Source organism: Streptomyces sp. SudanB25_2051 (genome assembly GCF_964272635.1).
Lineage (GTDB): Bacteria > Actinomycetota > Actinomycetes > Streptomycetales > Streptomycetaceae > Streptomyces.
The window spans coordinates 6,066,109-6,092,031 of sequence record NZ_OZ186787.1; the positions used below are offsets into that span (position 1 = coordinate 6,066,109).

At 72.9% G+C, this 25,923-nt stretch carries 16 protein-coding genes; 14 read left to right on the forward strand and 2 right to left on the reverse strand.

The window, feature by feature from the left end:
* The first annotated feature begins 169 nt into the window (after positions 1-169).
* Together ACSUPT_RS26695 and ACSUPT_RS26700 are read left to right on the forward strand one after the other, a co-directional pair.
* The gene (locus ACSUPT_RS26695; protein ID WP_436945842.1) at positions 170-2,644 is read left to right on the forward strand and encodes an alpha-L-arabinofuranosidase C-terminal domain-containing protein; all 2,475 of its coding nucleotides are present in this window, start codon (positions 170-172) and stop codon (positions 2,642-2,644) included.
* A 195-nt stretch (positions 2,645-2,839) separates the two neighbouring features.
* A complete protein-coding gene (locus tag ACSUPT_RS26700) occupies positions 2,840-5,038 on the forward strand; it encodes a discoidin domain-containing protein (protein WP_436945844.1) in 2,199 nt (732 codons plus the stop codon).
* Positions 5,039-5,280: 242 nt separating this feature from the next.
* Here the strand turns inward: ACSUPT_RS26700 and ACSUPT_RS26705 are convergent, their stop codons facing one another.
* Positions 5,281-6,606: an ROK family protein gene (locus ACSUPT_RS26705; protein WP_351966254.1), complete on the reverse strand. Its 1,326-nt coding sequence runs from the start codon at positions 6,604-6,606 to the stop codon at positions 5,281-5,283.
* Positions 6,607-6,796: 190 nt separating this feature from the next.
* Here ACSUPT_RS26705 and ACSUPT_RS26710 point away from each other — a divergent pair, with 190 nt between their 5' ends.
* The 10 genes from ACSUPT_RS26710 to ACSUPT_RS26755 all read left to right on the forward strand — a co-directional run bounded on the left by ACSUPT_RS26710 (position 6,797) and on the right by ACSUPT_RS26755 (position 21,820).
* Positions 6,797-8,113 (forward strand): ABC transporter substrate-binding protein, encoded by a 1,317-nt coding sequence (locus ACSUPT_RS26710; protein ID WP_436945845.1) that lies wholly within the window; start codon positions 6,797-6,799, stop codon positions 8,111-8,113.
* A 14-nt stretch (positions 8,114-8,127) separates the two neighbouring features.
* A complete protein-coding gene (locus ACSUPT_RS26715; RefSeq protein ID WP_436945846.1) occupies positions 8,128-9,123 on the forward strand; it encodes a carbohydrate ABC transporter permease in 996 nt (331 codons plus the stop codon).
* Positions 9,124-9,151: 28 nt separating this feature from the next.
* Entirely contained in the window at positions 9,152-9,991 is an 840-nt protein-coding gene (locus ACSUPT_RS26720) for a carbohydrate ABC transporter permease (RefSeq protein WP_351966288.1), read from the forward strand.
* Positions 9,992-10,047: 56 nt separating this feature from the next.
* A complete protein-coding gene (locus ACSUPT_RS26725) occupies positions 10,048-11,403 on the forward strand; it encodes a GH1 family beta-glucosidase (RefSeq protein WP_351966251.1) in 1,356 nt (451 codons plus the stop codon).
* A gap of 642 nt (positions 11,404-12,045) precedes the next feature.
* The gene (locus tag ACSUPT_RS26730; RefSeq protein ID WP_436945848.1) at positions 12,046-13,623 is read left to right on the forward strand and encodes an AbfB domain-containing protein; all 1,578 of its coding nucleotides are present in this window, start codon (positions 12,046-12,048) and stop codon (positions 13,621-13,623) included.
* Between the two features lie 278 nt (positions 13,624-13,901).
* Positions 13,902-14,540, forward strand: a complete 639-nt coding sequence (locus ACSUPT_RS26735; protein WP_436945850.1) for an RICIN domain-containing protein — start codon at positions 13,902-13,904, stop codon at positions 14,538-14,540.
* 32 nt (positions 14,541-14,572) lie between these two features.
* A complete protein-coding gene (locus ACSUPT_RS26740; RefSeq protein WP_351966248.1) occupies positions 14,573-15,202 on the forward strand; it encodes an RICIN domain-containing protein in 630 nt (209 codons plus the stop codon).
* A 153-nt stretch (positions 15,203-15,355) separates the two neighbouring features.
* The gene (locus ACSUPT_RS26745) at positions 15,356-16,492 is read left to right on the forward strand and encodes a hypothetical protein (RefSeq protein WP_436945852.1); all 1,137 of its coding nucleotides are present in this window, start codon (positions 15,356-15,358) and stop codon (positions 16,490-16,492) included.
* Between the two features lie 735 nt (positions 16,493-17,227).
* On the forward strand, positions 17,228-21,472 hold the full coding sequence (locus ACSUPT_RS26750) for a polymorphic toxin-type HINT domain-containing protein (protein WP_436945854.1): 4,245 nt from the start codon (positions 17,228-17,230) through the stop codon (positions 21,470-21,472).
* Positions 21,473-21,496: 24 nt separating this feature from the next.
* Complete coding sequence (locus ACSUPT_RS26755) at positions 21,497-21,820, forward strand: hypothetical protein (protein WP_351966245.1); 324 nt, start codon at positions 21,497-21,499, stop codon at positions 21,818-21,820.
* 183 nt (positions 21,821-22,003) lie between these two features.
* On the opposite strand, the gene ACSUPT_RS26760 is transcribed toward ACSUPT_RS26755, so the two are convergent.
* On the reverse strand, positions 22,004-24,589 hold the full coding sequence (locus tag ACSUPT_RS26760) for a GmrSD restriction endonuclease domain-containing protein (RefSeq protein WP_361662096.1): 2,586 nt from the start codon (positions 24,587-24,589) through the stop codon (positions 22,004-22,006).
* Positions 24,590-25,069: 480 nt separating this feature from the next.
* Between ACSUPT_RS26760 and panD the strand changes: the two genes are divergently transcribed.
* Together panD and ACSUPT_RS26770 are read left to right on the forward strand one after the other, a co-directional pair.
* On the forward strand, positions 25,070-25,495 hold the full coding sequence (panD, locus tag ACSUPT_RS26765) for an aspartate 1-decarboxylase (protein WP_351966242.1): 426 nt from the start codon (positions 25,070-25,072) through the stop codon (positions 25,493-25,495).
* A gap of 130 nt (positions 25,496-25,625) precedes the next feature.
* Positions 25,626-25,844 (forward strand): hypothetical protein, encoded by a 219-nt coding sequence (locus tag ACSUPT_RS26770; protein ID WP_351966241.1) that lies wholly within the window; start codon positions 25,626-25,628, stop codon positions 25,842-25,844.
* Positions 25,845-25,923 lie beyond the last annotated feature (79 nt).

Consider the following 25,923-nt stretch of genomic DNA (forward strand, 5'->3'; position numbering starts at 1 on the left):
CGTACGGCTCCTCCACCGCCGCACGGCTTCCCCGCCGTCGTACGGCTGCCCGTCGCCGTACGGCTTCTCCACCGCCGCACGGCTGCCCCGGCGCCGTACGGCCTCACCTGCCCGCTCGACGTCACCTCTCCGGCATGTCGATCCCTTCAACGAGAGTCGCGGAGCCTCCATGTCACCCACCCCCTTCAAGATCGGTCTGGGCCTCGCCGCCCTCCTCACCGCCTCCGTCCTGCCGCCACCCGCCGCGCAGGCCGGGGCCGCCACCGACTACACGATCACCGTCGCCCCGGACGCGGCGGGCCCGGCGATCGACGACACGATGTACGGCGTCTTCTTCGAGGACATCAACCGGGCCGCCGACGGCGGGCTGTACGCCGAGCTCGTGCAGAACCGCTCCTTCGAGTACTCCACCGCCGACAACGCCGGCTACACCCCGCTCACCTCGTGGGCGGTGGACGGCACCGCCCAGGTGGTGAACGACGCGGGCCGGCTCCACGAACGGAACCGCAACTACCTCTCCCTGGGCGCCGGTTCGGCCGTGACGAACTCCGGCTACAACACCGGCATCCGGGTGGAGAAGGGCAAGCGCTACGACTTCTCGGTATGGGCCCGCGCCGAGTCGGGCACCACCCTCACCGTCGGGATCGCGGACGCGGCGGGCCCCCTCGCGACGGCGCGCCAGGTGGCGGCGACGGGCGGCTGGCGCAAGTACACCGCCACCTTCACCGCCGAGCGCACCAGCAGCCGCGGCCGCCTCACCGTCGCCGCGACGCGGGCGGCGGCCCTCGACATGGTGTCGCTGTTCCCGCGCGACACCTACAAGAACCAGCCCAACGGCCTGCGCAAGGACCTCGCCGAGAAGATCGAGGCCCTGAAGCCCGGCTTCGTCCGGTTCCCCGGCGGCTGCCTGGTCAACACCGGGTCCATGGAGGACTACAGCGAGGCCTCCGGCTGGCAGCGCAAGCGGGCCTACCAGTGGAAGGACACCATCGGCCCCGTCGAGCAGCGCGCCACCAACGCCAACTTCTGGGGCTACAACCAGAGTTACGGCCTCGGCTACTACGAGTACTTCCGCTTCGCCGAGGACGTCGGCGCCATGCCGCTGCCCGTCGTCCCCGCCCTGGTGACCGGCTGCGGCCAGAACCGGGCCACCGACGACGAGGCGCTGCTGAAGCGGCACATCCAGGACACCCTCGACCTCATCGAGTTCGCCAACGGGCCCGTCACCTCCACCTGGGGGAGGAAGCGCGCCGAGATGGGCCACCCCAAGCCCTTCGGCCTCACCCACATCGGCGTCGGCAACGAGGAGAACCTCCCCGTCCCGTTCTACGAGCGGTTCGTGAAGTTCCGCACGGCCATCGAGGCGAAGTACCCGGACATCACGGTCGTCTCCAACTCCGGTCCCGACGACACCGGCACCACCTTCGACACCCTCTGGCGCCTCAACCGCGAGGGCGGCGTCGCCATGGTGGACGAGCACTACTACAACAGCCCCGAGTGGTTCCTGCGGAACAACGACCGCTACGACTCCTACGACCGGAAGGGCCCCAAGGTCTTCCTCGGCGAGTACGCGTCGCAGGGCAACACCTGGGGGAACGCGCTGGCCGAGGCGGCGTTCATGACCGGCCTCGAACGCAACGCGGACGTCGTCAAGCTGGCCTCGTACGCGCCGCTGCTGGCCAACGAGGACGCCACGCAGTGGCGGCCGGACATGATCTGGTTCAACAACCGCGCCTCCTGGGGCTCGACCAGCTACGAGGTCCAGAAGCTGTTCATGAACAACACCGGTGACCGGGTCGTGCCCTCGACCGCGACCGGCACCCCGGCCGTCAGCGGCCCCATCACGGGCGCTGTCGGCCTGTCCACCTGGGCGACCAGCGCCGCGTACGACGACGTGCGGGTGACGTCGGCGGACGGTACGACACTGCTGAGCGACGACTTCTCCGGCGACACGTCGCGGTGGAAGCACGTGGGCGCCGGCAGCTGGAGCGTCCAGGACGGCCAGTACGTGCAGACCGACGCCGCCGCCGAGAACACCCTGATCACCGCCGGCGACCCCGCCTGGCACGACTACGACCTGCGGGTGAAGGCCACCAAGAAGTCCGGCAGGGAGGGCTTCCTCGTCGCCTTCGGCGTCAAGGACACCGGCAACCACTACTGGTGGAACCTCGGCGGCTGGGGCAACACCCAGTCCGCCGTCGAGCGGGCCGTGAACGGCGGCAAGTCGACGCTCCTGACGAAGGCCGGGTCGATCGAGACGGGCCGTACGTACGACATCGAGATCAAGGTGCGGGGCCGTCAGGTGAGCCTCTACCTCGACGGTGCGAAGTGGGGCGAGTTCACGGACGACAAGGCGGCCGAGCCGTTCCGCCAGGTGGTCACCGAGGACGAGGCCACCGGCGACCTGATCGTCAAGGTCGTCAACGCCCAGGACACGGCGGCCCGCACCACCGTCGACCTCGGCGGCGCCGACGTCGGCCCCAGGGCCCGGGTGGTCACGCTGGCGGGTGACCGGAGCGCGGTGAACACCGAGGCGGACACCGCGATCACCCCCGTGAGCTCGACCTTCTCAGGGGTGTCGCAGAAGTTCACGTACACCTTCCAGCCGAACTCGGTGACGTTCCTGCGGATCCGGCAGAGGTAGCGGGCGCGGACCGGCATCCGGCCGGGCGGACCGGGGGCGGCCACCAGGGGCCGCCCCCGCTGCCGCCCACACCGGCCGATGCTTAATGAAAGCCAAAAGATAAGTAGTGACAGATCCCTTGACCGCCCCTGTCGCGGCGGGCATGGTTCCCGAGAGCGCTCTCCCCCTGCCGTTCTCGTCCCCGAGGAGCCCCCCATGCCTCCAGTCGGCATACCGTCCGTGGCGCCACCACCACCCCGCAAAGCCGCCCGCCGGGGTGTCGTCGGCGCGGTGGTCACCGCACTCACCGCGGTCCTTCTCGCCTTCGCCCCCGCCCAGGACGCCGAGGCCGCGCCCGTACTGCTGTCCCAGGGCAGGCCCGTCACCGCGTCCAGCCAGGAGGGCCCGGCGACACCGGCGGGCGCGGCGGTCGACGGCGACCACGGCACCCGCTGGTCGAGCGCCTTCTCCGACCCGCAGTGGCTGCGCGTCGACCTGGGCGCGGCCGCCGCGATCAGCCAGGTCGAGCTGCGCTGGGAGGCCGCGTACGCCAAGGCGTACCGCATCGAGACCTCCCAGAACGGCACCGACTGGACGACGGCCTACTCCACCACCTCCGGCGCGGGCGGCACCGAGACGCTGAACGTCTCCGGCACGGCCCGCTACGTCCGGATGCTCGGCACCGCCCGCGCCACCGGATACGGCTACTCGCTCTGGGAGTTCAAGGTGTACGGCTCCACGGGCGGCGACGGCGGCCCGACCCTGCCGGGCGGCGGCGACCTCGGCCCCCACGTGCACGTCTTCGACCCGTCCACCCCCGGCATCCAGGCCAAGCTGGACGAGGTGTTCCGGCAGCAGGAGTCGGCGCAGTTCGGCAGCGGCCGGCACGCCTTCCTCTTCAAGCCGGGCACGTACCACGGCCTCAACGCCCAGATCGGCTTCTACACCCAGATCGCGGGCCTCGGCCTGCGGCCCGACGACACCACCATCAACGGTGACGTGACGGTCGACGCCGGCTGGTTCAACGGCAACGCCACCCAGAACTTCTGGCGGGCCGCGGAGAACCTGGCGCTCAACCCGGTCAGCGGCACCAACCGGTGGGCGGTCTCGCAGGCGGCCTCCTTCCGCCGCATGCACGTCAAGGGCGGCCTCAACCTCGCGCCGAACGGGTACGGCTGGGCCAGCGGCGGCTACATCGCCGACACCAAGGTCGACGGGCAGATCGGCAACTACTCGCAGCAGCAGTGGTACACCCGCGACAGCGCGATCGGCGGCTGGTCCAACTCCGTGTGGAACCAGGTCTTCTCCGGCGTCGAGGGCGCCCCGGCGACCAGCTTCCCCGAGCCCCGCTACACCACCCTGCACACCACCCCGATCTCGCGCGAGAAGCCGTTCCTCTACCTGGACGGCGACGAGTACAAGGTGTTCGCGCCCGCCCGGCGCACCGGCGCGCGCGGCACGACCTGGGCGAGCGGCACGCCGCAGGGCGAGTCGATCCCCCTGAGCCGGTTCTACGTCGTCAAGCCGGGGACCACCGCCGCCACCATGAACGCCGCCCTGGAGCAGGGCCTGCACCTGCTGTTCACGCCGGGCGTGTACCACGTCGACCGGACCGTCAACGTCAACCGGGCGAACACCATCGTGCTCGGCCTGGGCCTGGCCACGCTCATCCCCGACAACGGGGTCACGGCGATGAGGGTCGCCGACGTGGACGGGGTCAGGCTCGCCGGCTTCCTGATCGACGCGGGACCGGTCAACTCCCCGACCCTGCTGGAGATCGGCCCGCAGGGCGCCGCCGCCGACCACGCGGCCAACCCGACCACCGTCCAGGACGTCTACATCCGCATCGGAGGCGCCGGCCCCGGCAAGGCCACCACCAGCATGGTCGTCAACAGCGACGACGTGATCATCGACCACACGTGGGTCTGGCGCGCCGACCACGGCGAGGGCGTGGGCTGGGAGACCAACCGCGCCGACTACGGCGTCCGCGTCAACGGTGACGACGTGCTGGCCACCGGTCTGTTCGTCGAGCACTTCAACAAGTACGACGTCGAGTGGTACGGCGAACGCGGCCGCACGATCTTCTACCAGAACGAGAAGGCGTACGACGCGCCGAACCAGGCCGCCATCCAGAACGGCACCACCAAGGGCTACGCCGCCTACCGGGTGGACGACACGGTGGACACCCACGAGGCGTGGGGCCTGGGCAGCTACTGCAACTACAACGTCGACCCCGGCATCCGCCAGGACCACGGCTTCAAGACCCCGGTCAAGCCCGGGGTGAGGTTCCACAGCCTGCTGGTGGTGTCCCTCGGCGGCATGGGCCACTACAACCACGTCATCAACGAGACGGGAGCGTCCACGGTCCCCGCCGGCACCTCGACGGTGCCGTCCACCGTCGTCTCGTTCCCCTGACCGCCGGTCCACCGCGCGTCCCCTTGACCGCCGGTCCACCGCCCGGCGCCCGGCCACCGCCCGGCCATCCGGCCGCCGGTCCACCGCCCGGTGCCGGGTCCGGCGGCCGGCCGGCCATCCGGTCCGGACCGGCGGTGACTCCCCTCCGGGCCGGATGGCCTCCCCGCGACCCGGCCCGGAGGGGCCGCCGCCCGGTCCGACGCCCCATGGCCTGGGACGAGGCCGGTCACCGGCGGGCGCGCCTACTGCGCCGCCCGCTCCCGCAGGGTCGTCTGCCAGGCCGGACTGTGCTGCTCCGGATCGGCCTGCGCGCGGCGGCCGCCGCGGGCGAAGAAGTCGGCGAGCGGCAGGCTCGCGGCCCCGACCGTGACGGCGTCCGGTCCCAGCGTGCCGAGGTCGATCTCCACACGCGCGGCCGGGTACTTCAGCGAGTACGAGGTGGCGTGCGTGCGCACGGAGTCGAGGAAGCGCCGGCCGAGCTGGAGTCCCGCCCAGCCGCCGACGAGGATGCGCTCCGGCTGGAAGAGGTTGATCAGGTCGGAGAAGCCGGCACCGAGGTACTCCGCGGTCTCCTCCAGCACGGCCAGCGCGGTGGCGTCGGCCGGAGGAGCCGTCCCCTCCCCGTCGGGCGCGGGATACGCGGCGGCGAGCATCGCGGTCAGCGCCGTCTCCTCGTCCACGCCGGCCGGGGGCCGACCGCCCGCCTCCGCCCACCGCTCCAGGAGCGCCTCGGCGCCGGCGTACGCCTCCAGGCAGCCCTTCGCGCCGCAGCGGCAGTGCCGGCCGCGCACCCGCACGGTCAGATGCCCCCACTCCAGGGCCACCCCGGACCGCATGTCGTCGGTGACGACGCAGGCGCCGACACCGGAACCGAAGAGGACCACCACCGCGTTCTGCGCGCCGCGCCCGGCGCCGAACCACATCTCCGCCTGGCCGAGCGTCTTGGCGCCGTTGTCGATGTAGTACGGCACGCTCTCCGGCAGGAGGCGGGACTCGCGCAGCAGCCGCTCCAGCGGCACCGCGTCCCAGCCGATGGTCTGGCCGTGGACCACGGCACCGTCCTCGGGGGTCCTGGCGACGATGCCCGGCACGCCGATGCCGACGCCCAGCAACTGCTCCGCCGGGATGCCGGCCTGGCGCAGCACGTCGGGGATGCCCTCGCGCAGATGCCCGACGACGACGCCGACGTCGTACCGGTCGACCCGGCGCGGGCCCTCCGTCTCCAGCGGCTTCTCGACGCGTGCGAGCTCGGTGAGGGCCAGGTCGAAGAGCTCGATCCGCACACGGGTCTCACCGACGTCCACGCCGATCATGTAGCCGCTGCCGGCGCGGATGCGCAGCAGCGTGCGGGGGCGGCCGCCGGCCGAGTCGACGCTGCCGGCCTCTTCCACCAGTCCCTCGGCGACGAGCTCGGACACCACGTTGCTCACGGAGCCGGAGCTCAGGCCGGTGACCGGGCCGAGCGAGAAGCGGCTGAGGGGCCCGTCGAAGTACAGCCGCTGCAACACCGCCGTGCGGTTCTCACGCCGCAGGTCACGCACCGTACGGCCGCTGCGCATCTTCACCATGCCCCCTCGTGCTCAATGTCCTGGACGCAACCTACATGGGGTCGAGACCTTGACGCGACCTTCACTTGAGGTTTAACTCACACCGTGAATTAAGCGGCGGGGTGCTTCAGGGCTCGAACGCGGGACGCCACCCGTGTCGCACCCTTCCCGCAGACGAAGTCCGTACCTCCGCGGAAGGACCCCTGAAGTCATGCGCAGAACCAGAGCCGCGGCCGCCGGCGCCGTCACCCTCTCGCTCGTCCTCACCGCGGCCGCCTGCGGCGGGGGCACCTCCGGCTCCGAGGGCTCCGACGAACGGCCGCGGACGCTCACCTACTGGGCCTCGAACCAGGGCGCCAACCTGGAGGTCGACAAGAAGGTCCTCCAGCCGGAGCTCGACAAGTTCGAGAAGCGGACCGGCATCAAGGTCGAGCTGGAGGTCGTCCCCTGGTCCGACCTGCTCAACCGGATCCTCACCGCCACCACCTCCGGACAGGGCCCCGACGTCCTCAACATCGGCAACACCTGGTCGGCCTCCCTCCAGTCCACCGGCGCCCTGCTGCCCTGGGACGAGCAGAACCTCGCCGCGATCGGTGGCAGGGACCGCTTCGTGGCATCCGCCCTCGGCTCCACCGGGGCCCGGGGCCAGGACCCCGCCGCCGTACCGCTGTACTCCATGGCCTACGCGCTCTACTACAACAAGAAGCTGTTCGCCGAGGCCGGCATAGCCAAGCCCCCGGCCACCTGGGACGAGCTGATCGCGGCCGGCCAGAAGCTCACCGCCAAGGGCAGGAACGGCCTCGGAGCCGAGGGGTCCAACCTCTCCAACAACATCCACCAGGTCTTCGTCCTCGGCAAGCAGCACGGCGCCGACTTCTTCACCCCCGACGGCAAGCCGGACTTCACCTCCGACGGCGCGGTCGCCGCCGTCAAGCAGTACGTCGACCTGATGGCCGAACACAAGATCATCGCCCCGGGCAACGCCGAATACGCCCAGAACCAGTCCCTGAGCGACTTCGCCAGGAACAAGACGGGCATGGTGCTGTGGCAGACCGCGTCCGCCACCTTCAAGAGCCACGGCATGAAGGACGACGCGTGGGGAGTGGTGCCCGCCCCGGTGCGCTCCGGCAAGCCCGGCCCCGGCACCGCCACCAACTCCATGGTCGCCGGCATCAACCTGGCCGTCTTCAAGAACACCGAGAACATCGACGGCGCCAGGAAGTTCGTCGCCTTCATGACCAGCGACGAGGAGCAGGTCATCCTCAACAAGGCCTACGGCTCCATCCCGCCGGTCAAGACCGCCCAGCAGGACCCGGCCTTCGACACCCCGTCACTCGCCGTCCTGCGCGAGACCCTCGCGACCAGCGCCACCGCGCTCCCGCAGGTCCCCGAGGAGTCCCAGTTCGAGACCGTCGTCGGCACCGCGGTCAAGGAACTCTTCGCCGACGCCGCCGCCGGCCGGCCGGTCACCACCGAGTCGGTGCGCGCCAAGCTCGAAAAGGCCCAGCAGCAGATGCCCCGGAAGTGAGCACGGACCCCTCCATGACCACTCTCACCGCCGCCCCCGGCACAGGTGAGCGGAAGGCACATGAGAAGCCCCCCGGAGCGCCGCGCCCGCGCCGCTCCGGGCGGCTGCGCCGCATCGGCCTTCCGTACCTCCTGCTGCTCCCCGCGCTCCTGCTCGAACTCCTCGTCCACCTGGTGCCGATGGCGATCGGCGTCGTCGTCAGCTTCAAGGAGCTCACCCAGTTCCACATCCGCGACTGGACCACCGCCCCCTGGAACGGGCTGGGCAACTACTCCGTCGCGGTCGACTTCAGCGCCCCCGTCGGCGAGGCGCTGCTCAAGTCCTTCCTCACGACCTGTCTGTTCACCCTGCTCTCGGTCGGGCTGTGCTGGCTGCTCGGGACCGCCGCCGCCATCTTCCTCCAGGAGGGCTTCCGCGGCCGCGGCTTCCTGCGCACGCTCTTCCTCGTCCCGTACGCGCTGCCCGTCTACGCCGCCGTGATCACCTGGGCGTTCATGTTCCAGCGGGACAACGGACTGGTCAACCACGTCCTGCACGACCAGCTGGGCCTCACCGGCAGCCCGCCGTTCTGGCTGATCGGCGACAACAGCTTCACCGCGCTGCTCGTCGTGTCCGTGTGGAAGGGCTGGCCCTTCGCCTTCCTGATCGTCATGGCCGGGCTGCAGAACATCCCCCGGGAGATCTACGAGGCCGCCGCCCTCGACGGAGCGGGGATCTGGCAGCAGATCCGCGCGATCACCCTGCCGTCGCTGCGCCCGGTCAACCAGGTCCTCGTCCTCGTGCTGTTCCTGTGGACGTTCAACGACTTCAACACCCCCTTCGTCCTCTTCGGCAAGGCAGCGCCGGAGGCCGCGGACCTCATCTCCCTGCACATCTACCAGTCCTCGTTCCAGACCTGGAACTTCGGCGCCGGCTCCGCCATGTCCGTCCTGCTGCTGCTGTTCCTGCTCGTCGTGACAGGCGCCTACCTCCTGCTGACCTCCCGAGGAAGGAAGGCGACCGATGCCTAGCCCGTCCCGGCGCCGGGTCCGCTCCCCGATGGCCGCCCCGCGGTCCTTCCTGTGGAGCCGGCGGATCTTCCTGGCGCTCCTCGCCGGCTTCGTCCTGCTGCCGGTGTACGTGATGGTCTCCAGCTCGCTCAAGCCGCTCCAGGACGTCTCCGGCGCGTTCCGGTGGATCCCCTCGGACCTCACCGTCCGCCCGTACTTCGACATCTGGCAGACCGTTCCGCTGGCCGACTACTTCATGAACTCGCTGATCGTCGCCGGGGCGGCGACCGTCTGCTCCGTCACCATCGCCGTGTTCGCCGCCTACGCCGTCAGCCGCCACTCCTTCCGCGGCAGGCGCCTCTTCACGGTCACGGTGCTCTCGACGCAGATGTTCCCCGGCATCCTCTTCCTGCTGCCGCTGTTCCTCATCTACGTCAACATCGGCAACGCCACGGGCATCGCCCTCTTCGGCTCCCGCGGCGGCCTCGTCCTGACCTACCTCACCTTCTCGCTGCCCTTCTCCGTCTGGATGCTGATCGGGTACTTCGAGTCGGTGCCCCGCGACCTCGACGAAGCGGCCAAGGTCGACGGCTGCGGACCGCTCGGCGCCCTCTTCCGGGTCATCGTGCCCGCCGCCGTCCCGGGCATCGTGGCGGTCGCGGTCTACGCGTTCATGACCGCGTGGGGGGAGGTGCTGTTCGCCTCGGTGATGACCAACGACACCACCCGGACCCTCGCCGTCGGACTCCAGGGCTACTCCACCCAGAACGACGTGTACTGGAACCAGGTCATGGCCGCCTCGCTGGTCGTGAGCCTGCCCGTCGTCGCCGGCTTCCTCCTCCTCCAGCGCTACCTCGTCACCGGACTGACCGCCGGCGCCGTCAAGTAGCCGCCGCACTCACCGTCCTCGCCCTCACCCCTCCGACCACGTCAGAGAGGCCCTCTGTGTCCGATCCGATTGATCTCGCCGCCTTCCCGCCCGACTTCGTCTGGGGCACGGCCACCTCCGCCTACCAGATCGAGGGAGCCGTCGCCGAGGACGGCAGGGCCCCGTCGATCTGGGACACCTTCTCGCACACCCCGGGGAAGACCGACAACGGCGACCACGGCGACGTGGCCTGCGACCACTACCACCGGTGGCCCGGGGACATCGCCCTCATGAAGGAGCTGGGCGCCGGCGCCTACCGGATGTCCATCGCCTGGCCCCGCGTCGTCCCCGGCGGCGACGGGCCGGTCAACGCGGCGGGCCTCGACTTCTACGACCGGCTCGTCGACGGCCTCCTCGACGCGGGCATCACCCCCAACATCACCCTCTACCACTGGGACCTCCCGCAGGCCCTGCAGGACCGCGGCGGCTGGACCGTCCGCGACACGGCCGAACACCTCGCCGCCTACGCCTCCGCCGTCGCCGGGCGGCTCGGCGACCGGGTCACCCGCTGGGCCACCCTGAACGAACCGCTGTGCTCCGGGTGGATCGGCCACCTCGAAGGCCGCATGGCCCCCGGCCTCACCGACCTGACGGCCGCCGTGCACGCCTCGTACCACCTGCTCCTCGGGCACGGACTGGCCGCGCGGGCGATCCGCGCGGCGGCGCCGGACGCCCGGATCGGCCTCGTGACCAACCACTCGACCGTGGCCGCCGCGTCCACCCGGCCGGAGGACATCGCGGCGGCCACCCGCATGGACGGCCACACCAACCGCTGGTGGCTCGACCCCGTCTACGGCCGGGGCTTCCCCGCCGACATGCGCGAGCTCTACGGCGTCGAACTGCCGGAACGCCCCGGCGACCAGGAGACGATGGCCGTCCCGCTCGACTGGCACGGCCTCAACTACTACTTCCCGGTCACGGTCGCCGACGACCCGGCGGGGCCCGTCCCGTACGCCCGCGAGGTGCGCCTGCCCGACGTGCCCCGCACCGGCATGGACTGGCAGATCGACGCCGACGGCCTGGAGGCGTTCCTCATGCGGCTGACCGACGACTACGGCGTACGCCGGCTGTACGTCACGGAGAACGGCTCGGCCTTCCCGGACACCGTCCGCCCCGACGGCACCGTCGACGACCCCGAGCGGACCCGCTACCTCGAACAGCATCTGAGCGCCTGCGCCCGCGCCGTACGCAAGGGCGCCCCGCTCGCCGGGTACTACGCCTGGTCGCTCCTCGACAACTTCGAATGGGCCTACGGCTACGACAAGCGCTTCGGGCTCGTCCACGTCGACTACGCGACGCAGACACGCACCGTCAAGTCGAGCGGCCGCCGGTACGCGGACATCATCCGCGCCCACCGGGAGGCCCACGCCTGACCCGCCCGGCAGCCTCCCGCCGGCACGCGCACCCGCGCCGGCGGGAGGACCGGGCACGGGCGACCGGCGGGCGCGCGGGCGGCCGGCGGAGGTCCCGGCTCGGTGGTCGGTGGACGGCGGCGCGCGGCCGGCCCGAGGTCCGGGCCCACGGTGGACGGCGGTCGGTGGTCGGTGGTCGGCGGAGGGCGGCGCGCGGCCGACTGGGGCGGGGTGCGGCGGCGGATGGTAAGGCATCGACGCGGGTGATCCAGCCCATGTGGGCCCGCCCACATTTCTTCCTCACATCTCCCGCACGAACGCCGACCACCGCGCTCCCGCCGCGCGGCGGGGCCCGTCGACCCGTGCGGCGACTGGGACGCGACCGCCCCCCGCCTGCCATACGCGGCCATCCGCCCTGGTCATGGACGAAACGGAGGTGCGCATTTCACGTTACCCGTGAGTTCCGAACCGGTCCGCACAAGTCGCCTTTCAGTCGAAGATTGGCGCCAAGTCATGGGTTGGACGGCCATACCGGCGGCTGATCGGACAGGAGCGGTCAATTCCACTTTGACTCCCCCCAGGTGATCTTCAAGACTGCGCCGCGACCACCCGCACGCGTCCGAGAAACCGCGTGCGGGACCTAGCAGGGGGACCAGAACCAGAATGAAGACCAGCACCACGAACTCCCGTGTGCGCAGAGCCGTCACGCGCGGACTCGTGACCGCCACGGCGCTCGCCTCCGTCACCGCCGTCGCCGCTCCGCAGGCCGCCGTCGCCACCCCGCCGGCCGCACCGGCCGCGGCGGCCGGCATCGGCACCACCGACACCCAGCGGGTCGACGCCGCCGCCGTCGTGCGCCTCGACCCGAGCCCGGACGTACTGCTGCTCAGCGACCACGACTTCATCCACGCCCTCTGGCAGAAGGCCCGCGACGGCGGGGAGTCGTTCGACGCCGTGCGCCAGGCGGCCGAGGCCGCCATGATGAGCGAGACCGCCGACGACCACGTGCGGTTCATCGTCTCCGGCATCCACGAGGCGTACGCCGTCGACAAGCAGCGCGAGAAGGACAAGGCCGACGCCGCGCGCGCCGCCCGGCTCGCCAAGTCCCAGGCGCTCATCGCCATCGGCATCCCCAACAGCCCCGACCTGCTCGACCTGAGCGACGACAACTTCATCCGCGCCGTGCTGCGCCACGAGGCCGCCGGCCCCGAGGTCCGCGCCGCCGCCGCGACGGCCCTGGCCGCGGACCCCGCCGCCTGGCAGGAGTTCATCGCCAACGGCGCCCGCGAGGCCCACTCGCGCGACGTCGCCAACGAGCTCAAGGAGCTGGAGGAGAAGGACCGCGCGGAGGCCGAGCGGCGCAAGGAGATCGCCGCCCGCACCAACGCGGCGGCGCTGTTCCGCATCACGCCGTCCGAGGCCATGCTGACCCTCGGCGACGACAACTTCATCCGCGAACTGCTGCGCGCGGCACCGGCCGACGCCAGGTCGAGCGAGCTGTACGCGGCGGCGCAGCGCGCGGTCCTCAGCCCCGACCCGGCCGTGTGGAAGCAGTTCATCCACACCGGCGCCGAAGAGGCGTACAAGAAGGACGACGAGGCGCGCCGCAAGCAGATCGCCGACGCCAACCGCCGCCTCGCCCTCCAGATCCAGGCCGCCGCCGAGAAGACCGGCGTCAACCCCCACCTGGTGGCCACCGCGAAGAAGGCCCTGGCCGGCAGCGACGACGACATCGCGAAGTTCCTCACCGCGGAGAACCAGTACCGCGCGAAGCGCCAGTCCTTCCAGCCTGCGAGCGGCAAGCCCGCGGGCTTCTACATCCGGCAGTCCGCGCCCGACGCCGGGGAGGCGTTCCTCGCCCCGCTGTCCGCCGCGTCCAAGCAGACCGACCGGGAGGACGGCACCTGGGTCGTCGTCCCCGCGCTCAACGGCCAGCCCGGCTGCTACTCCTTCGAGTCCTCCCGCAAGCTCGGCCACTACCTCACGCACAAGGACCTCCGCGTCAGGATGGCCGCGAGCGACAACAGCACCCAGTTCCGCAAGGACGCCACCTGGTGCGCCAAGAAGGGGCTGAGCGGCTCCGGCACGTCCTTCGAGTCGGCCGCCCAGCCCGGTCGCTTCCTGCGCGAGTACTACGGCGACCTCTTCGCGGCCAACAAGTCCGCCAAGAACCGCTTCGACGCCGAGAAGGACTTCGCCCAGGACGCCACCTGGAAGCTCGTCACCCCGCTCGCGCGCTGACCGCGAGGCCCCGCCGGCTCACGCGCTGACCGTGCGGGCTTCTCCCGGCTCGTGTGCTGACCGTGCGGGCTGCTCCGGGCTCACGCGCCGACCGTGCGGGCTGCTCCGTGCTCACGCGCTGACCCCGCCGGTCGCCCCAGGCTCGTGTGCGGACCGCGTGGGTCGCCCACGGCTCATGCGCCGATCGCGCCGATCACGCCGGTCGCCCCGGCTTCGCCCCGGCCGCCCGCCCGTCCGCCGGGCCCTCCCCTCCCTACTGAGAAGAACGGAACCACCCCATGTCCCGGATCGTCCGATCCGCCCTGGCCGTCGCGGCCGGTGTCGCCGCGCTCGCCGGCGGCGTGACCGTGGCCGCCGCCGACGAGGCGCGCCCCCAGCTGGCCCCCGCCGCCGCCACCACCGCCGTCTCCACGTCCGCCGGGGACCCCGGTGACGCCAGGGCCGCCGCCACCGCGGCCTCGGCGCCCTCGGCGGTGCAGCTCAGGGCCGCCCACAGCGACAAGTGCCTCACGATTCCCAACGCCAGCCTCCGCAACGGCGTCAACAGCGTCCAGTCGGCCTGCGCCGCCGACGCCGGGAACCAGCAGATCGACCTGGTGCCCACCGGCGCCGGCACCTTCGAACTGCGCTTCGGCCACAGCGGCAAGTGCCTCGACGTGGAGGCCGCGGGCACCAAGAGCGGCACCGTCGTCCAGCAGTGGTGGTGCGTGGGAGCGCAGAACCAGCGCTGGCGCCTGGTGATGGTCGACATCGCCAACGAGCTGTACGAGCTGCGGCCCGCCCACACCCCGGCCGCCATGAACCGCTGCCTGGACGTCGAGTCCAGCAGCAAGGCGGACGGCGCCGCCGCCCGGCTGTGGGCCTGCAACGGCTCGGCCGCCCAGCAGTGGCGCGTCCACCCCGCCACGGCCGCCTGAGCCCCCGTACACGCGACAGAAACGGATCGCCCATGTCTCGCATCATCCGGGCCGCCCTGACCGCGGGCGCGGCCCTCGCCGTCCTCGCCGGTACGGCCACCGCCGTCCAGGCCGACGGCGACCCCGGCACGCCCACCGTGTCCGGCACCGCCGCCGAGGCGGCCCGCGAGGCCGCCACCGCGGCCGCCGCCGCACGGGCGGAGGCCGCCGCCCGCTTCAAGCTGCCCCAGCAGGCCGTCACCTTCACCGCGGCCCACAGCGGCAAGTGCCTGGAGACCGAGGGCGGCAAGACCACAGACGGCGTCAACGTCCAGCAGTACGCCTGCAACGGCACCGACTCCCAGAAGTGGAACGCCGTCGCCGCGCGCGGCGGCACCTTCGAGCTGCGCAACGCCAAGAGCGGCAAGTGCCTGGAGGTCCAGGGGCAGAGCGTCAAGTCGGGCGCGGCCGTCCAGCAGTTCGGCTGCGGCCAGGGGGACCACCAGCGCTGGCAGATGACGCTGGTCGACCCGGTGCGCAAGCTGTACGAGCTCCAGCCCGCGCACGCCGACGAGATGTGCGCCGACGTGCCCGGCAAGAAGCAGGACAACGGCATCGACGTCCAGCTGTACACCTGCAACCGCACCGACGCCCAGCTGTGGCAGGTCCGGCCGGTCGCGTGACCCGGCCGGCCGGAGCGCCCGCGCACGCGTGGGCGTCCGTCGCACGCCGCGAAGGGGCGGGTCCGTGCCCGCGGCCCCGCCCCGGCGGCCGTGAACCGTACTTCATTCCGAGGGGGTCTTGAGTTGAGTGGTCAGTGGAGAGGCGCGCGGGCGGTGACCGTCGGCGCGCTCGCCGGGGCGATCGCCCTCGCGGGCGGCGTACCGGCGTGGGCCGGTGCCGGCAGCCCGGCCGCCGCGCCGCGGCAGGTGGCGTCCACGGCCGGCGCCGCACCGGCCTCCTCGCCTGCGCAGGAGCAGGCGCAGGTGCCAGAGCAGGCGCAGGTGCCGTCGCCGGAGCTGGCCGCCGCCGTCGAGGAGGCCCGCAAGCGGGTGACGACGATGGCGAAGACCCACCCGGCCGCCGAGGTGCGGACGTCGGCGTGGAACGCCCTGCGCAGCACGCGGGGCGACCAGGCGGTCCTGGAGTGGCTCGCCCCCGGCGGCGGCTTCGACGCCGCGAAGCAGCGCGCCCGGGAGACCCGCGCCCGCAACAAGGCGTTCTGCGAGCGGGTGATCGCCACCCACACGGCGGAGTTCTCCCCGCACGTACGGGCCGCCGCGACACGGGCACTCAAGGGCGGCGTCGCCGCGCAGGCCGCGTTCGCCGCCTCCGGGTACGCCGAGGCGCAGCGCCTTGACCGCGCCGCGCGCGAGGCGGGCGAGCAGCAGCGGCTGGACGTCGCCGCCGCCGACCGCGAGTTCGTCCGCACCCTCGGCCTGCGCGACCCGGGAGAGCAGGTGCGGGTCGCGGCCCAGTGGGCGCTGCGGCCCGGTGCCGCGGACGACGACGTGGCGGAGTTCTTCGGCTACGGCTGGGCCACCGGCGCCACGCTGGACCTGACGGCCTACCGCGCCCGCGTGGCCGACGCGGAGGCGGCCCGCCACCACACGCTGACCCGCCTCATCGCGGAGGCGACGGCGGCCGAGGCGGCCGTGGCCGGTGCGGCGGACGCCGCCCGCGCCCGCGCCGACGCCGAACGCGCGTGGCAGGCGGTGTCCGAGCACGCCGGTGCGGCACGACGCGCCTGGCAGGCCGAACAGGCCGCCGCGGCGGCCCAGGCGGAGAACTGGCGGAACGTCGCCCAGCTGTCCCGCGAGTCCGCCGAACGCCTCTGGCAGGCGATCTCCGGCACCGCCGCCGACCACGAGACCGCGTGGTCCGGGGAGCGGGCCGCGGCGGACGAGGCGGCGGCGTTCTGGCAGTCCATGTACGACCGCGCCCAGGACGGCGAGAGCCGCGCCCGGGGCTGACCGGGCAGCCCGTCGCCTGACCCGCGACCGGCGCAGGGAGGCCGGTGGCCCGCGACCGGGGCCGGGGCCGGTTCGGCCCTGACGGGGCCGGAGCGGCAGCCGTGCCGGACCCATCACCGGTGCGAGGCCGGGCAGTTTCCCGGCACCCGCGAGGTGCCGGGCCTCGTGGCCCGCCGGGCATGCGTGGCCCTCCGGGCGGGGTACCCCGTGGTGCCCGCCCGATCGCCCTGGGGCCGACTCGGGAGGGGGCTCGGGGGAGTGACGGCTGCCCGCGACGGCGCGAGGCCCCTGACCTGGGCCCGAGCCGGAAGCGGGTGGCCCGTCACGCGCAGGGCCGGTCGGCACCTGACCGGGGGCCGGACGGGCAGCCACCGCCCTGTGACCGGGGGCGGGGCAGCCAAGCCAGTGGCCCGCACCAGGGACCGGAAAGCCGGTCCGCCCCTGACCGGGGGCCGACCCCGGCCGCCCGCCCGGCCCACGACCAGGGCCGCAGCCGCAGCCGGTCGGCCCTGCCGGCCGGGGACACGCACCGGCCGGGGACACGTACCGGCCGGGGACACGTACCGGCCGGGGGACACGCACCGGCCGGGCCGCGTGGCGGCCCAACGACCACCCGCCCGTGACCGGGGCGGGATTTCCACGATCATTCGTCTAGGGGGGTTTCCCGTGAGGGGAAGGTTCCGGCCCAGAGCCGGAGGGCCGCGCGTCAGCGCGGCCGCGCGCGTACGGAAGGCGGTGTCCGCGGCGATCGCCGTGGCGGTGCTCGGCACCGCCACCGCTGAGGCCGCGGCCGCGACCTCGGTACGCACCGAGCAGATGTCGCCGGCGCGCACGCTCCAGTCGCTGGACCGGTTCGCGGCGGCGGTGAAACCGCCGAGCGACAACGCTCCGGCACCCGCCGCCACCTCCGAGCTCCAGCGCCTGAGCGACGAGCGGGACCGCCAACTGGTGGAGGACTTCGCGGAGTTCGACGAGGAGGAGGAAGTCCGCGAGGCCGCCAAGGCGGCGCTGGCGAGCACCGACCCGAACGCCGTCCGCGACTTCCTGGAGCGCGGGGAGGCCGAGGCGCGGCAGCGCGCCAAGGACAAGCGCGCCGACGTCGACGGGACGAACCGCCGCACGATCGAGGCCCTGCGCGGCACCGGCGGACCGTTCTTCGACGCCGAGGTCGAGCGGGTCCTGAAGGGCACGGCTCAGGACCGCGCCGACTTCCTGGCCTTCGGCGCGGCCATCGCCAGGCAGCGCGACGAGGCGGACCGGCAGAACGCCGCCAAGCGCGCCGAGGAGAACCGCAAGCGCGTCGAGATGCTGGCCTCCGTCGGCGGCCCCGCCGTGAAGCGGGCCGCGCTGGCCGCGCTGGAGTCCGGGGACGCCGCCGTCATCGCGGAGTTCCTGGAGAAGGGCTACCAGGCCGCGGCCAGGCAGGACGCCGACGACCGGGCCGCGCACGAGAAGGCGCAGAAGGAGGCGCAGGAGGCCGCCGAACGCCTCCGCGACCTCGCCCGCAAGGCCGCCGTCGCCGCCGAGGCCCGTACCAAGCTGATCGCCGCGCACGGCGACGCCGTCAAGGCGCTCAAGGACGCCTCCAACGCCATGTCGTCGGCCGCCTCGGCCGCACGCGAGGCGGACCGCATGCTGGCGGCCGACCGGGCCGGCAAGCGCCTGTCGGACTACGCGCAGGTCAAGGCGGAGGTCGCGCGCCAGGTCGGGTACGCCGAGGACGCCGCCAAGGCCGCCGGGATCGCCGCCGCCCAGGCCAAGGTCCAGGCGGACGTCCTGGTCGGCACGGGCTTGGAGCACGGCGTCCAGTGGTCCGAGGTCGCGTCCGGCATCGCCTCCGCCGCGGACGCCGCCGCGAAGGCCGCCGCCACCGCACGGCACGCGGTCGACGCCACCGCCGCCGACGCCGCCGGGCTCAACGCGAAGAACCAGGCCGAACTGCACGCGCAGCAGGCCGCCAAGTGGCGCGCCAACGCCGAGGAGCACGCCAAGGCCGCGGCCCGGCTCGCCGAGGCCGCCGCCAAGCAGGCCCAGGTCGCCGCGACCGCCGCCGAGCGGGCCAAGCAGGCCCGGGTGGCCGCCGAGCAGGCGGAGCGCGCGGCGTGGGAGCACGCCCGCAAGACCCGCGAGGCCCGTGTCGAGGCGCAGCGGCAGGCCGCGATCGCCGCCGAGCAGCGCAAGATCGCCGAGCGGGAGCGGGACCTCGCCGCAGCCGCCCGCGCCCGCGCGGAACGCGAGCGGGACATCGCCGCCGCGGCACGCGCGCGTGCCGAGGCCGAGGCCCGTACCGCCGCCGCGGCACGGGCACAGGCCCAGGCCGCCGCCGCCACGGCGGCCGCCGCGCGCGCCGACGCGGCCCACCAGGAGGGCATCGCCGCCGAGGCCGACCGCCGGGCGAGGGCCGAGGAGACCAACGCCCGCAACGCCCGGAACGCCGCCTTCAAGGCGGAGCAGAACCACCAGGCCAAGGAGGCACGCGCGCGTGCCACCGAGGCGCTCGCCGCCGCGGGCCGCGGCACCGTCGACGCGGGTGTGGCCCGCGCCGCCGCGGACGCCGCCCGAGCCGACGCCGAGACGGCGGGCACCGCGGCCCGGCAGGCCCGGGGCGCCGCCGACACCGCGAGCGGCGCGGCCGTACGGGCCCGCTCCGCCGCCACGGAGGCCGCGGGGGCCGCCGCCCGGGCACGGGCCGCCGCCGCCGAGGCGACCGCCCACGCCGCGCGCGCCAACGCCGCCGCGAACAAGGCCGAGGCCGCGGCCGCCGCCGCGAACGCCGCCGCGAACAAGGCGGAGGCCGAGGCGGCCCTGACGCGCGCGGCCGCCCGCCGCGCCGACGAGAAGGCCGCCGAGGCCACGGCCCAGGAGGCCCGCGCCGGCATCGCCGCGCACGAGTCCGCCCGGCTCGCCGGCCTCGCCGCCATGGAGGCGGGCAACTCCCTCCAGGCCGCCAACCGCACCAAGGAGGAGGCTCAGGGCGCCGTACGCGAGGCGGCCATGGCACGGGTCCAGGCGACCGTCGCCACGACCGCCGCGGCGGCGGCCCGCAGCACCGCCGCGGGCATCGCCGAACCGGCCGACACGGCCATCGCGATCACCGCGCCGTTCACCGGCAAGGACGCGGACGCCGACTTCGCCGCGGCGGTCGCCGCCGCGGCCGAGCAGATGGGCGCCGAGCAGGTCGCCTCGGCGGACGCCAAGGCCGCGGAGGCCGTGAAGGCCGCCGACGCGGCGGAGGCCGCCGCCAAGCGGGCCAACGCCCAGGTCGCCCCGGCCTTCAAGGCCGCGGCCGACGCGGCGCGTTCCTCCGCGAAGGCCGCCCGCTCCGCCGCAGCGGCCATGAAGTCGGCCGCCCAGGCCGCCGAGGACGGCGCCAAGGCACGGGCCGCCGCGGCCCGCGCCAACGAGGCGGACGCCCAGGCGCAGGCCGACGCGAAGCTCGCCCGCTCCGCCGCCGGCCAGGCCTACGCGGACGCGACGGCGGCCCGCAACGCCGCCGACCAGGCCGAGGCCGAGGCGGCCCGCGCCCGGGGCGCCGCCGCCGAGGCCGACAGCCACGCCGTGGCCGCCAACAGCGCCGCCAACCTGGCCGAGAAGGAGGCGAGCGTCGCCCAGGGCGCCGCCGCCCAGGCCGAGAAGGACGCCGCCGACGCGAACAAGTTCGCCGAGTCGGCCGAGAGCCACGCCAAGTCGGCGGAGGCGGCGGCGAAGAACGCCAACAGCTACGCCCACGAGGCGGACGAGGCCGCGAAGCGGGCCGAGGAGTACCAGCGCGAACAGGACCGCAAGGCCCGCGAGGCGGCGGCGAAGGCCGCCGAGAGCAAGGGCGATTCGCTCGGGGACCTCACCGAAGCGGAGATGGAGGCCCTGAAGCTCGCCGGCATCACACCGGAGGAGCTGGAGAAGGCACGCGCACTCGCCGCCAAGGACCTCGCGGACTTCCTCATCGAGAACGGTGGGCAGATCATTGTCGACCTCCTCTTCGAGGACATCAAGAAGTGCTTCAGCGAGGGCAACTTCGAGAGCTGCTTCTGGGCCGTGGTCGGCTCCCTGCCCTGGGGCAAGGCGCTGAAGGTCATCAAGGAGACCCCGGCGATCACCAAGGCGCTGATCAGGATCGTCGGCGGGCTCGACGACTTCCTCGACAACTCCGCCAAGGCGAAGAAGCTGGTCGACAAGAGCAAGGAGATCCTCGAGAAGTTCCGCAAGAACCCGCCGCCGTGCGCGCCGGGCGGCAAGAAGAACAGCTTCGCGCCGGGCACGCCGGTGCTCATGGCCGACGGCGCCCGCAAGCCCATCGAGGACGTACGGGTCGGTGAGCACGTCCTGGCGACCGACCCGCTCACGGGCAGGACCGAGAGCCGCGCCGTCACCGACCTGATCACCGGCGAGGGCACCAAGAGCCTGCGGGAACTGACCGTCGACACCGACGGCCCGGCGGGCGACGCCACGGGAACGGTCACGGCGACCGACGGGCACCCGTTCTGGGTCGCGAGCCGCGGGCACTGGGTGGACGCCGAGTACCTCACGGCGGGCGACCGGCTGCGCACCCCCGGGGGCGAGCTGAGGGAACTCGTCGGCATCCGCGCGTACACCGAGCCGATGCGGGTGTACAACCTGACGGTCGACGATCTCCACACGTACTACGTGCTGGCGGCCGGGACACCGGTACTCGTCCACAACGCCACGCCGTGCGACGAGGAACTGGCCACCGTCTGGACGTCCCCCAACCGGACGCTCGCCGAGAGCTTCGCACACCACTACGACAAGCACGCCAAGCCGCTCGGCAAGACGGAGGCGGAGTACCAGGCCGACGCCAAGGCGTGGCTGGAGTCGAACCCCGCCAAGTCCAGAATGAACGCGAAGCTCATCGAACTGGCCGACGGCAGCAAGGGGGTCAAGTACACGACACCCGGCGGAGGCGTGGGAGGCATCGTCCACAACGGCAAGCTCGTCAGCTTCTGGTACGACGACGACCACTAGAAACGGGAAGAAGCCGCGGAGCCCATGGATTTCCTCGATTCCTACAGCGTCTGGCGCCAACTCGTACGTCCCCCCAAGGGAGTCGACGAGGAGACGCGGGACCTGCGCACCGATCTGCTGGTGTCCGACGAGTACCTGATGTCGGCGGCGAACCTGGTGGAGCACGGGGTCTTCGACCCTCCGAAGACCGATGTGTTCGCCTTCCTCGACGACATCCTGCTCCGGGCGGAACGGCTGATCGCCGGGGGAAGTCCGGAGGTGCGGGAATCCGCCCGCGCTCTCCACGCCTACGCGGCGCTCTCCCGCCAGGTCTACGAGCAGTACCTGGAGGCGGGCCGCGCGACGTGACGGCGACCGGGCCCGGCCCGCGCCCATGACCGCGCACCCCACGAGACGGCCCCACGGCACCCGCCGCGGGGCCGTCCACGTGTCCGGGGGCGGTGCCGGGCGGGGACGGCCACGTGTGAGGCTGCGAGCCGTACCCGCCGGGCGGCAGGACGGTGCGGGCAGGGTGCGCCCGGCGGGCACCGCTCAGGAGGAGCCCCGGCTCTCCCAGCGGTCCCTGAACCACGTCAGCGTCTCGGTGAGCAGCTTCAGGTTGCGGTCCTTCTCCAGCAGGGACAGCCGGACGTTGGGGCGCAGCTCCAGCTTGCCCTCCGGGATGTCGACGCCGTCCAGGGCGTTGAGGCGGGTGAGAAGCTCGGCGCGCAGCGCGCGGTCGGTGAACGGCTCCCGTGCGGCCATGTACTGGAACACCACCTCCGCCGTACCGCCGCGTCCCGCACCGGGGTAGAGCGTCATCGGCCAGATGCCGCGACCGGGGCCGCCGGCCTTGCCGAGCATGAGGTACGCGCTCGTGGTGACATGTCCCGCGCCGTGGCCGATCCAGCCGCCGAGCGCCTCCCAGTGGGCGAAGAGCGCGCGGACCGCTTCGACCGTCTCGGGGGAGTCGTCCGCGGCGAGCTGGCGGAAGAACCGTTCGGCGCGGGTCTCCTCGCCCGGTGTCTCCGCGGTTCCGTCCTGGGCGGTGTCCTCGCCGTCCGCCCGGTCGTCGTCCGTGCCGGCGAGCAGCGAGGCGAGCTCCTCGGCGGTGAGCCGCTGGGCCGGGTCGGCGGCCCCGGCGGCCGTGAAGCGGATGCCGTCGGCGGCCAGCCGGGCGCGGACGTCATCACCTCCCGCCTCCTGGGGCGTCGCCCACCGGAAGCCGTCGGAGACTTTGCCCTCGGAGGTGAGGACGCGGTACGCGTTGACCACTCCGGGGGTGTTGGCCAGGTGGTTGCCCACGGCCTGGGCGCCGGAGCCGAGGAACGCGGCGAGGTCACCGTACGAGGTCCAGGTACCGTGGGGGAGCGCGGCGAGGACCTGGTGGGCGAGCTGCCAGTCGCGGTTGCGTTCCGCACGGCCGACTCCGCGCAGCGGGGCCGGCCACAACGCGATGGCGTGGTCGGCGAGTTCGTCGGCGCGGGCCAGGATCTCGCGCACGCCCCAGCGCTCGGTGGCGGCGATGCGGCGATTCATCTCCAGATGGCTGCACCGCAGCAAGTCCTGCTTGCGCTCGAAGGGGTGGTTGGACAGCTCCGCGTTGACCGCGGTGAGCGTCAGGTTGCCGAGGGTGTGCTGAAACCGAGCGTGCAGTTCCTCCGCGGTCTCGCCCTCGTCGGCCTCCTCACCCAGCGCGCGCAGCCACTCCTCGCCGGGCGACTGCGGCATGACGTGCTCGACGGTGAGCTGCGCGGCGGCGAAGTCGACCGGCTCGGGATGCCCGTAGCTCTCCTCCAGCCGCTGCAGCACCAGTTTGCGCTGCTGCCACCGGCCGTACTGGTAGAACGGCGCCGTCCTGATCTTCTCGCGCAGTTCGGCGTCGTCGGGCCAGAAGCGGTTCTCGGAGGAGAGGAGCCGGTGCAGCCCCTCGGTGACGGGTACGTCGAGCGGGAGCTGCCCGGGCACGGCCTGGAAGATCCGGTTGAGGTTGTTGGTCGGGACCCGGCAGATCATCCGGCGGACGAGGAAGCTCTCGATGTACGCCAGGGCGCGGGCGGTCTCGGAGGAGTCCAGCTCCCCGCGCTCGCGCCGGTCGAACAGCAGCATCAGGGCGGGGTAGGTGACGGCCGCCTGCCACGCGTCCAGGCGGCGGAGCGCGGCCCGGACCGCGGGATCGGGCTCCTCCTCCGGGTGCAGCAGCCGACGGAAGTGGGCACTGCGGCGGTGCAGTTCCCTGATGTACTCCTCGATCTCCGCCTCGTCGGCCCTGGTGTCCTCGAAGCGCCTCTGCTGGGCCGCGTACAGGTCCTGGCGGCGCACCCGGTCGTCCCCGTCGAGCACCAGCTGGAGCCACATGAGCTGTTCCAGTTCATCGTTGCTCAGACTCTTCTGCAGCGGGAGCCAGTAGCTCTCGTAGACGTGCTCGCCGCGGGCCTGAAGCCGCATGAAGAGGTAGTTGCGCAGCAGGTCGGCCTGGCTCAGCTTGAGGCCGGTGTTGTTGAGCGACTCGAAGATGCGGTGCACGTTGTCGCCGCGCTCGGCGGTCACCGCCACCAGCGCGAGCCGGGAGGTGATCGCCTGCTCGATGCGGAACACGTCCTGCGGAGCCGCCGGATCGTCCGCCTCGACGAGCTTCTTGCGGAAGAAGGCGTAGGCGGTGGCGATGCCGCTGCCGGTGTCCTGGTCGGTGAGGGGGCCGCGGATGTGGGCGGCGAACTGCTTCCGGTCCGCTTGTGTCGGGAGCAGGCGGAGGTGGTCGTCGCCGCTCTTCCACTTGTTGATCAGGTACTGCTCGTCGATGCGCTGCGCCTCGACCGGCGCGGTGTCCGCGACGTGATCGCGGATGGCGGCCAGCGCCAGGGACAGCGTGGTCAGCCGCTGCTGGCCGTCGACGACGAGCCAGCGGGGGAACGTCGCGTCGTTCTGCGGCGACGGTGCGAGCACCACCGAGCCGAGGAAGTGCGTGCTCCCCTTCTCTTCACCTGACTCCAGCAGCCCGGCCTGTTCCAGGACGTCGCTCCAGAGCTGTTTGAGGTGTTTCTCGGTCCAGGAGTACGTCCGCTGGTAGAGCGGCACCTGGAACTGCTGGGCCCGGCCCTGCATGAGATCGGCGAACAACGTCTCCTTGGCCTGCATTCCGCGCTCCCCCTTGAACCTCGGTCCTCCGCCGAGGATTACACCAGGCCCGGCCGGTCTCCGTATCGAAAAGCTCCAGGATGTGCGGAACCAACGGAGAACCGGTCACATCCCGTTCTCCGAACCGGGCCGACACGTGTACGTGGGCCGCCGGGGTGTGGTGGTGGGCCGGCGGACGTAGCGGATGATCCGGACCGCTTCCTCCTCCATGAGCACCGTGACTCCCGTCCCCACTGTCACGCGGGCGCCGAAGTCGATCGCCTGCCCCTGGACCACATGCGTCCGGAGGAGTCCACGCGGTGCCGCTCACTGGTGCAGGCCGAAGGGCCGACGGAGCCGTGACGGGCTACGCCCTCAGGAAGAAGTGTGAGTCCTCAAACACCTGGCGGCAGCTGTCCGGACACGCGGATGGTTGTACTCTGCGGATACCGCCCTTGACCTGCGAGAGCAGGCAGGGAGCCTATCTTTGGGAGTACCTCGATGATGCGAACCATGTTCAAGTCGAAGATCCACCGGGCCACGGTGACGCAGGCCGACCTGCACTACGTGGGATCGGTCACCATCGACGCCGACCTGATGGACGCCGCCGACCTGCTCCCCGGTGAGCTGGTCCACATCGTCGACATCGACAACGGCGCCCGCCTGGAGACGTACGTCATCGAGGGCGAGCGCGGGTCCGGGGTCATCGGCATCAACGGCGCCGCCGCGCACCTGGTCCACCCCGGCGACCTGGTCATCCTCATCAGCTACGCCCAGGTCGACGACGCCGAGGCCCGTGCGCTCGTGCCGCGCGTCGTCCACGTCGACGGCGCCAACCGCATCGTGGAGCTCGGCTCCGACGCCTCCGCCCCCGTGCCGGGCACCGACACCGCGCGCAGCCCCCACGCCGTGCCGACCGACCGCTGACCACGACGGCCACCGGACCCGCCGACGCCCGTATCCCGTACGGGCCCGGCGGGCATGGCCTGGGCGTGCGGGGGAACGCGCAGCGCGAGACCCTCGACAGGGCAGTGACCGCCGTCCCCAGGGAGAGGCCATGACCGAGCCCCGACCCGATCCCGTGCCGCCCATGCCGGACCCGGCCCCCGTGCCCGACCCGGCGCCCCCGCCGGAGCCGCCGCCGGGCCCCGGGCCCGTACCGACCCCGCCGCCGCATCCGGCACCCGGCCCGGTGCCCACGCCGGACCCCGTGCCCAAGCCCCCCGGACCCGACCCGGTGCCCGACCCCGACCCGTCCCCGGGCCCCCTCGGCTGAACCGGCACCCCGCCGGCCGGACCGGCGGGGGAGCACACGCGCGGGGACGCGCCGTGCGGGCCTACCCGTGCGGCGGTAC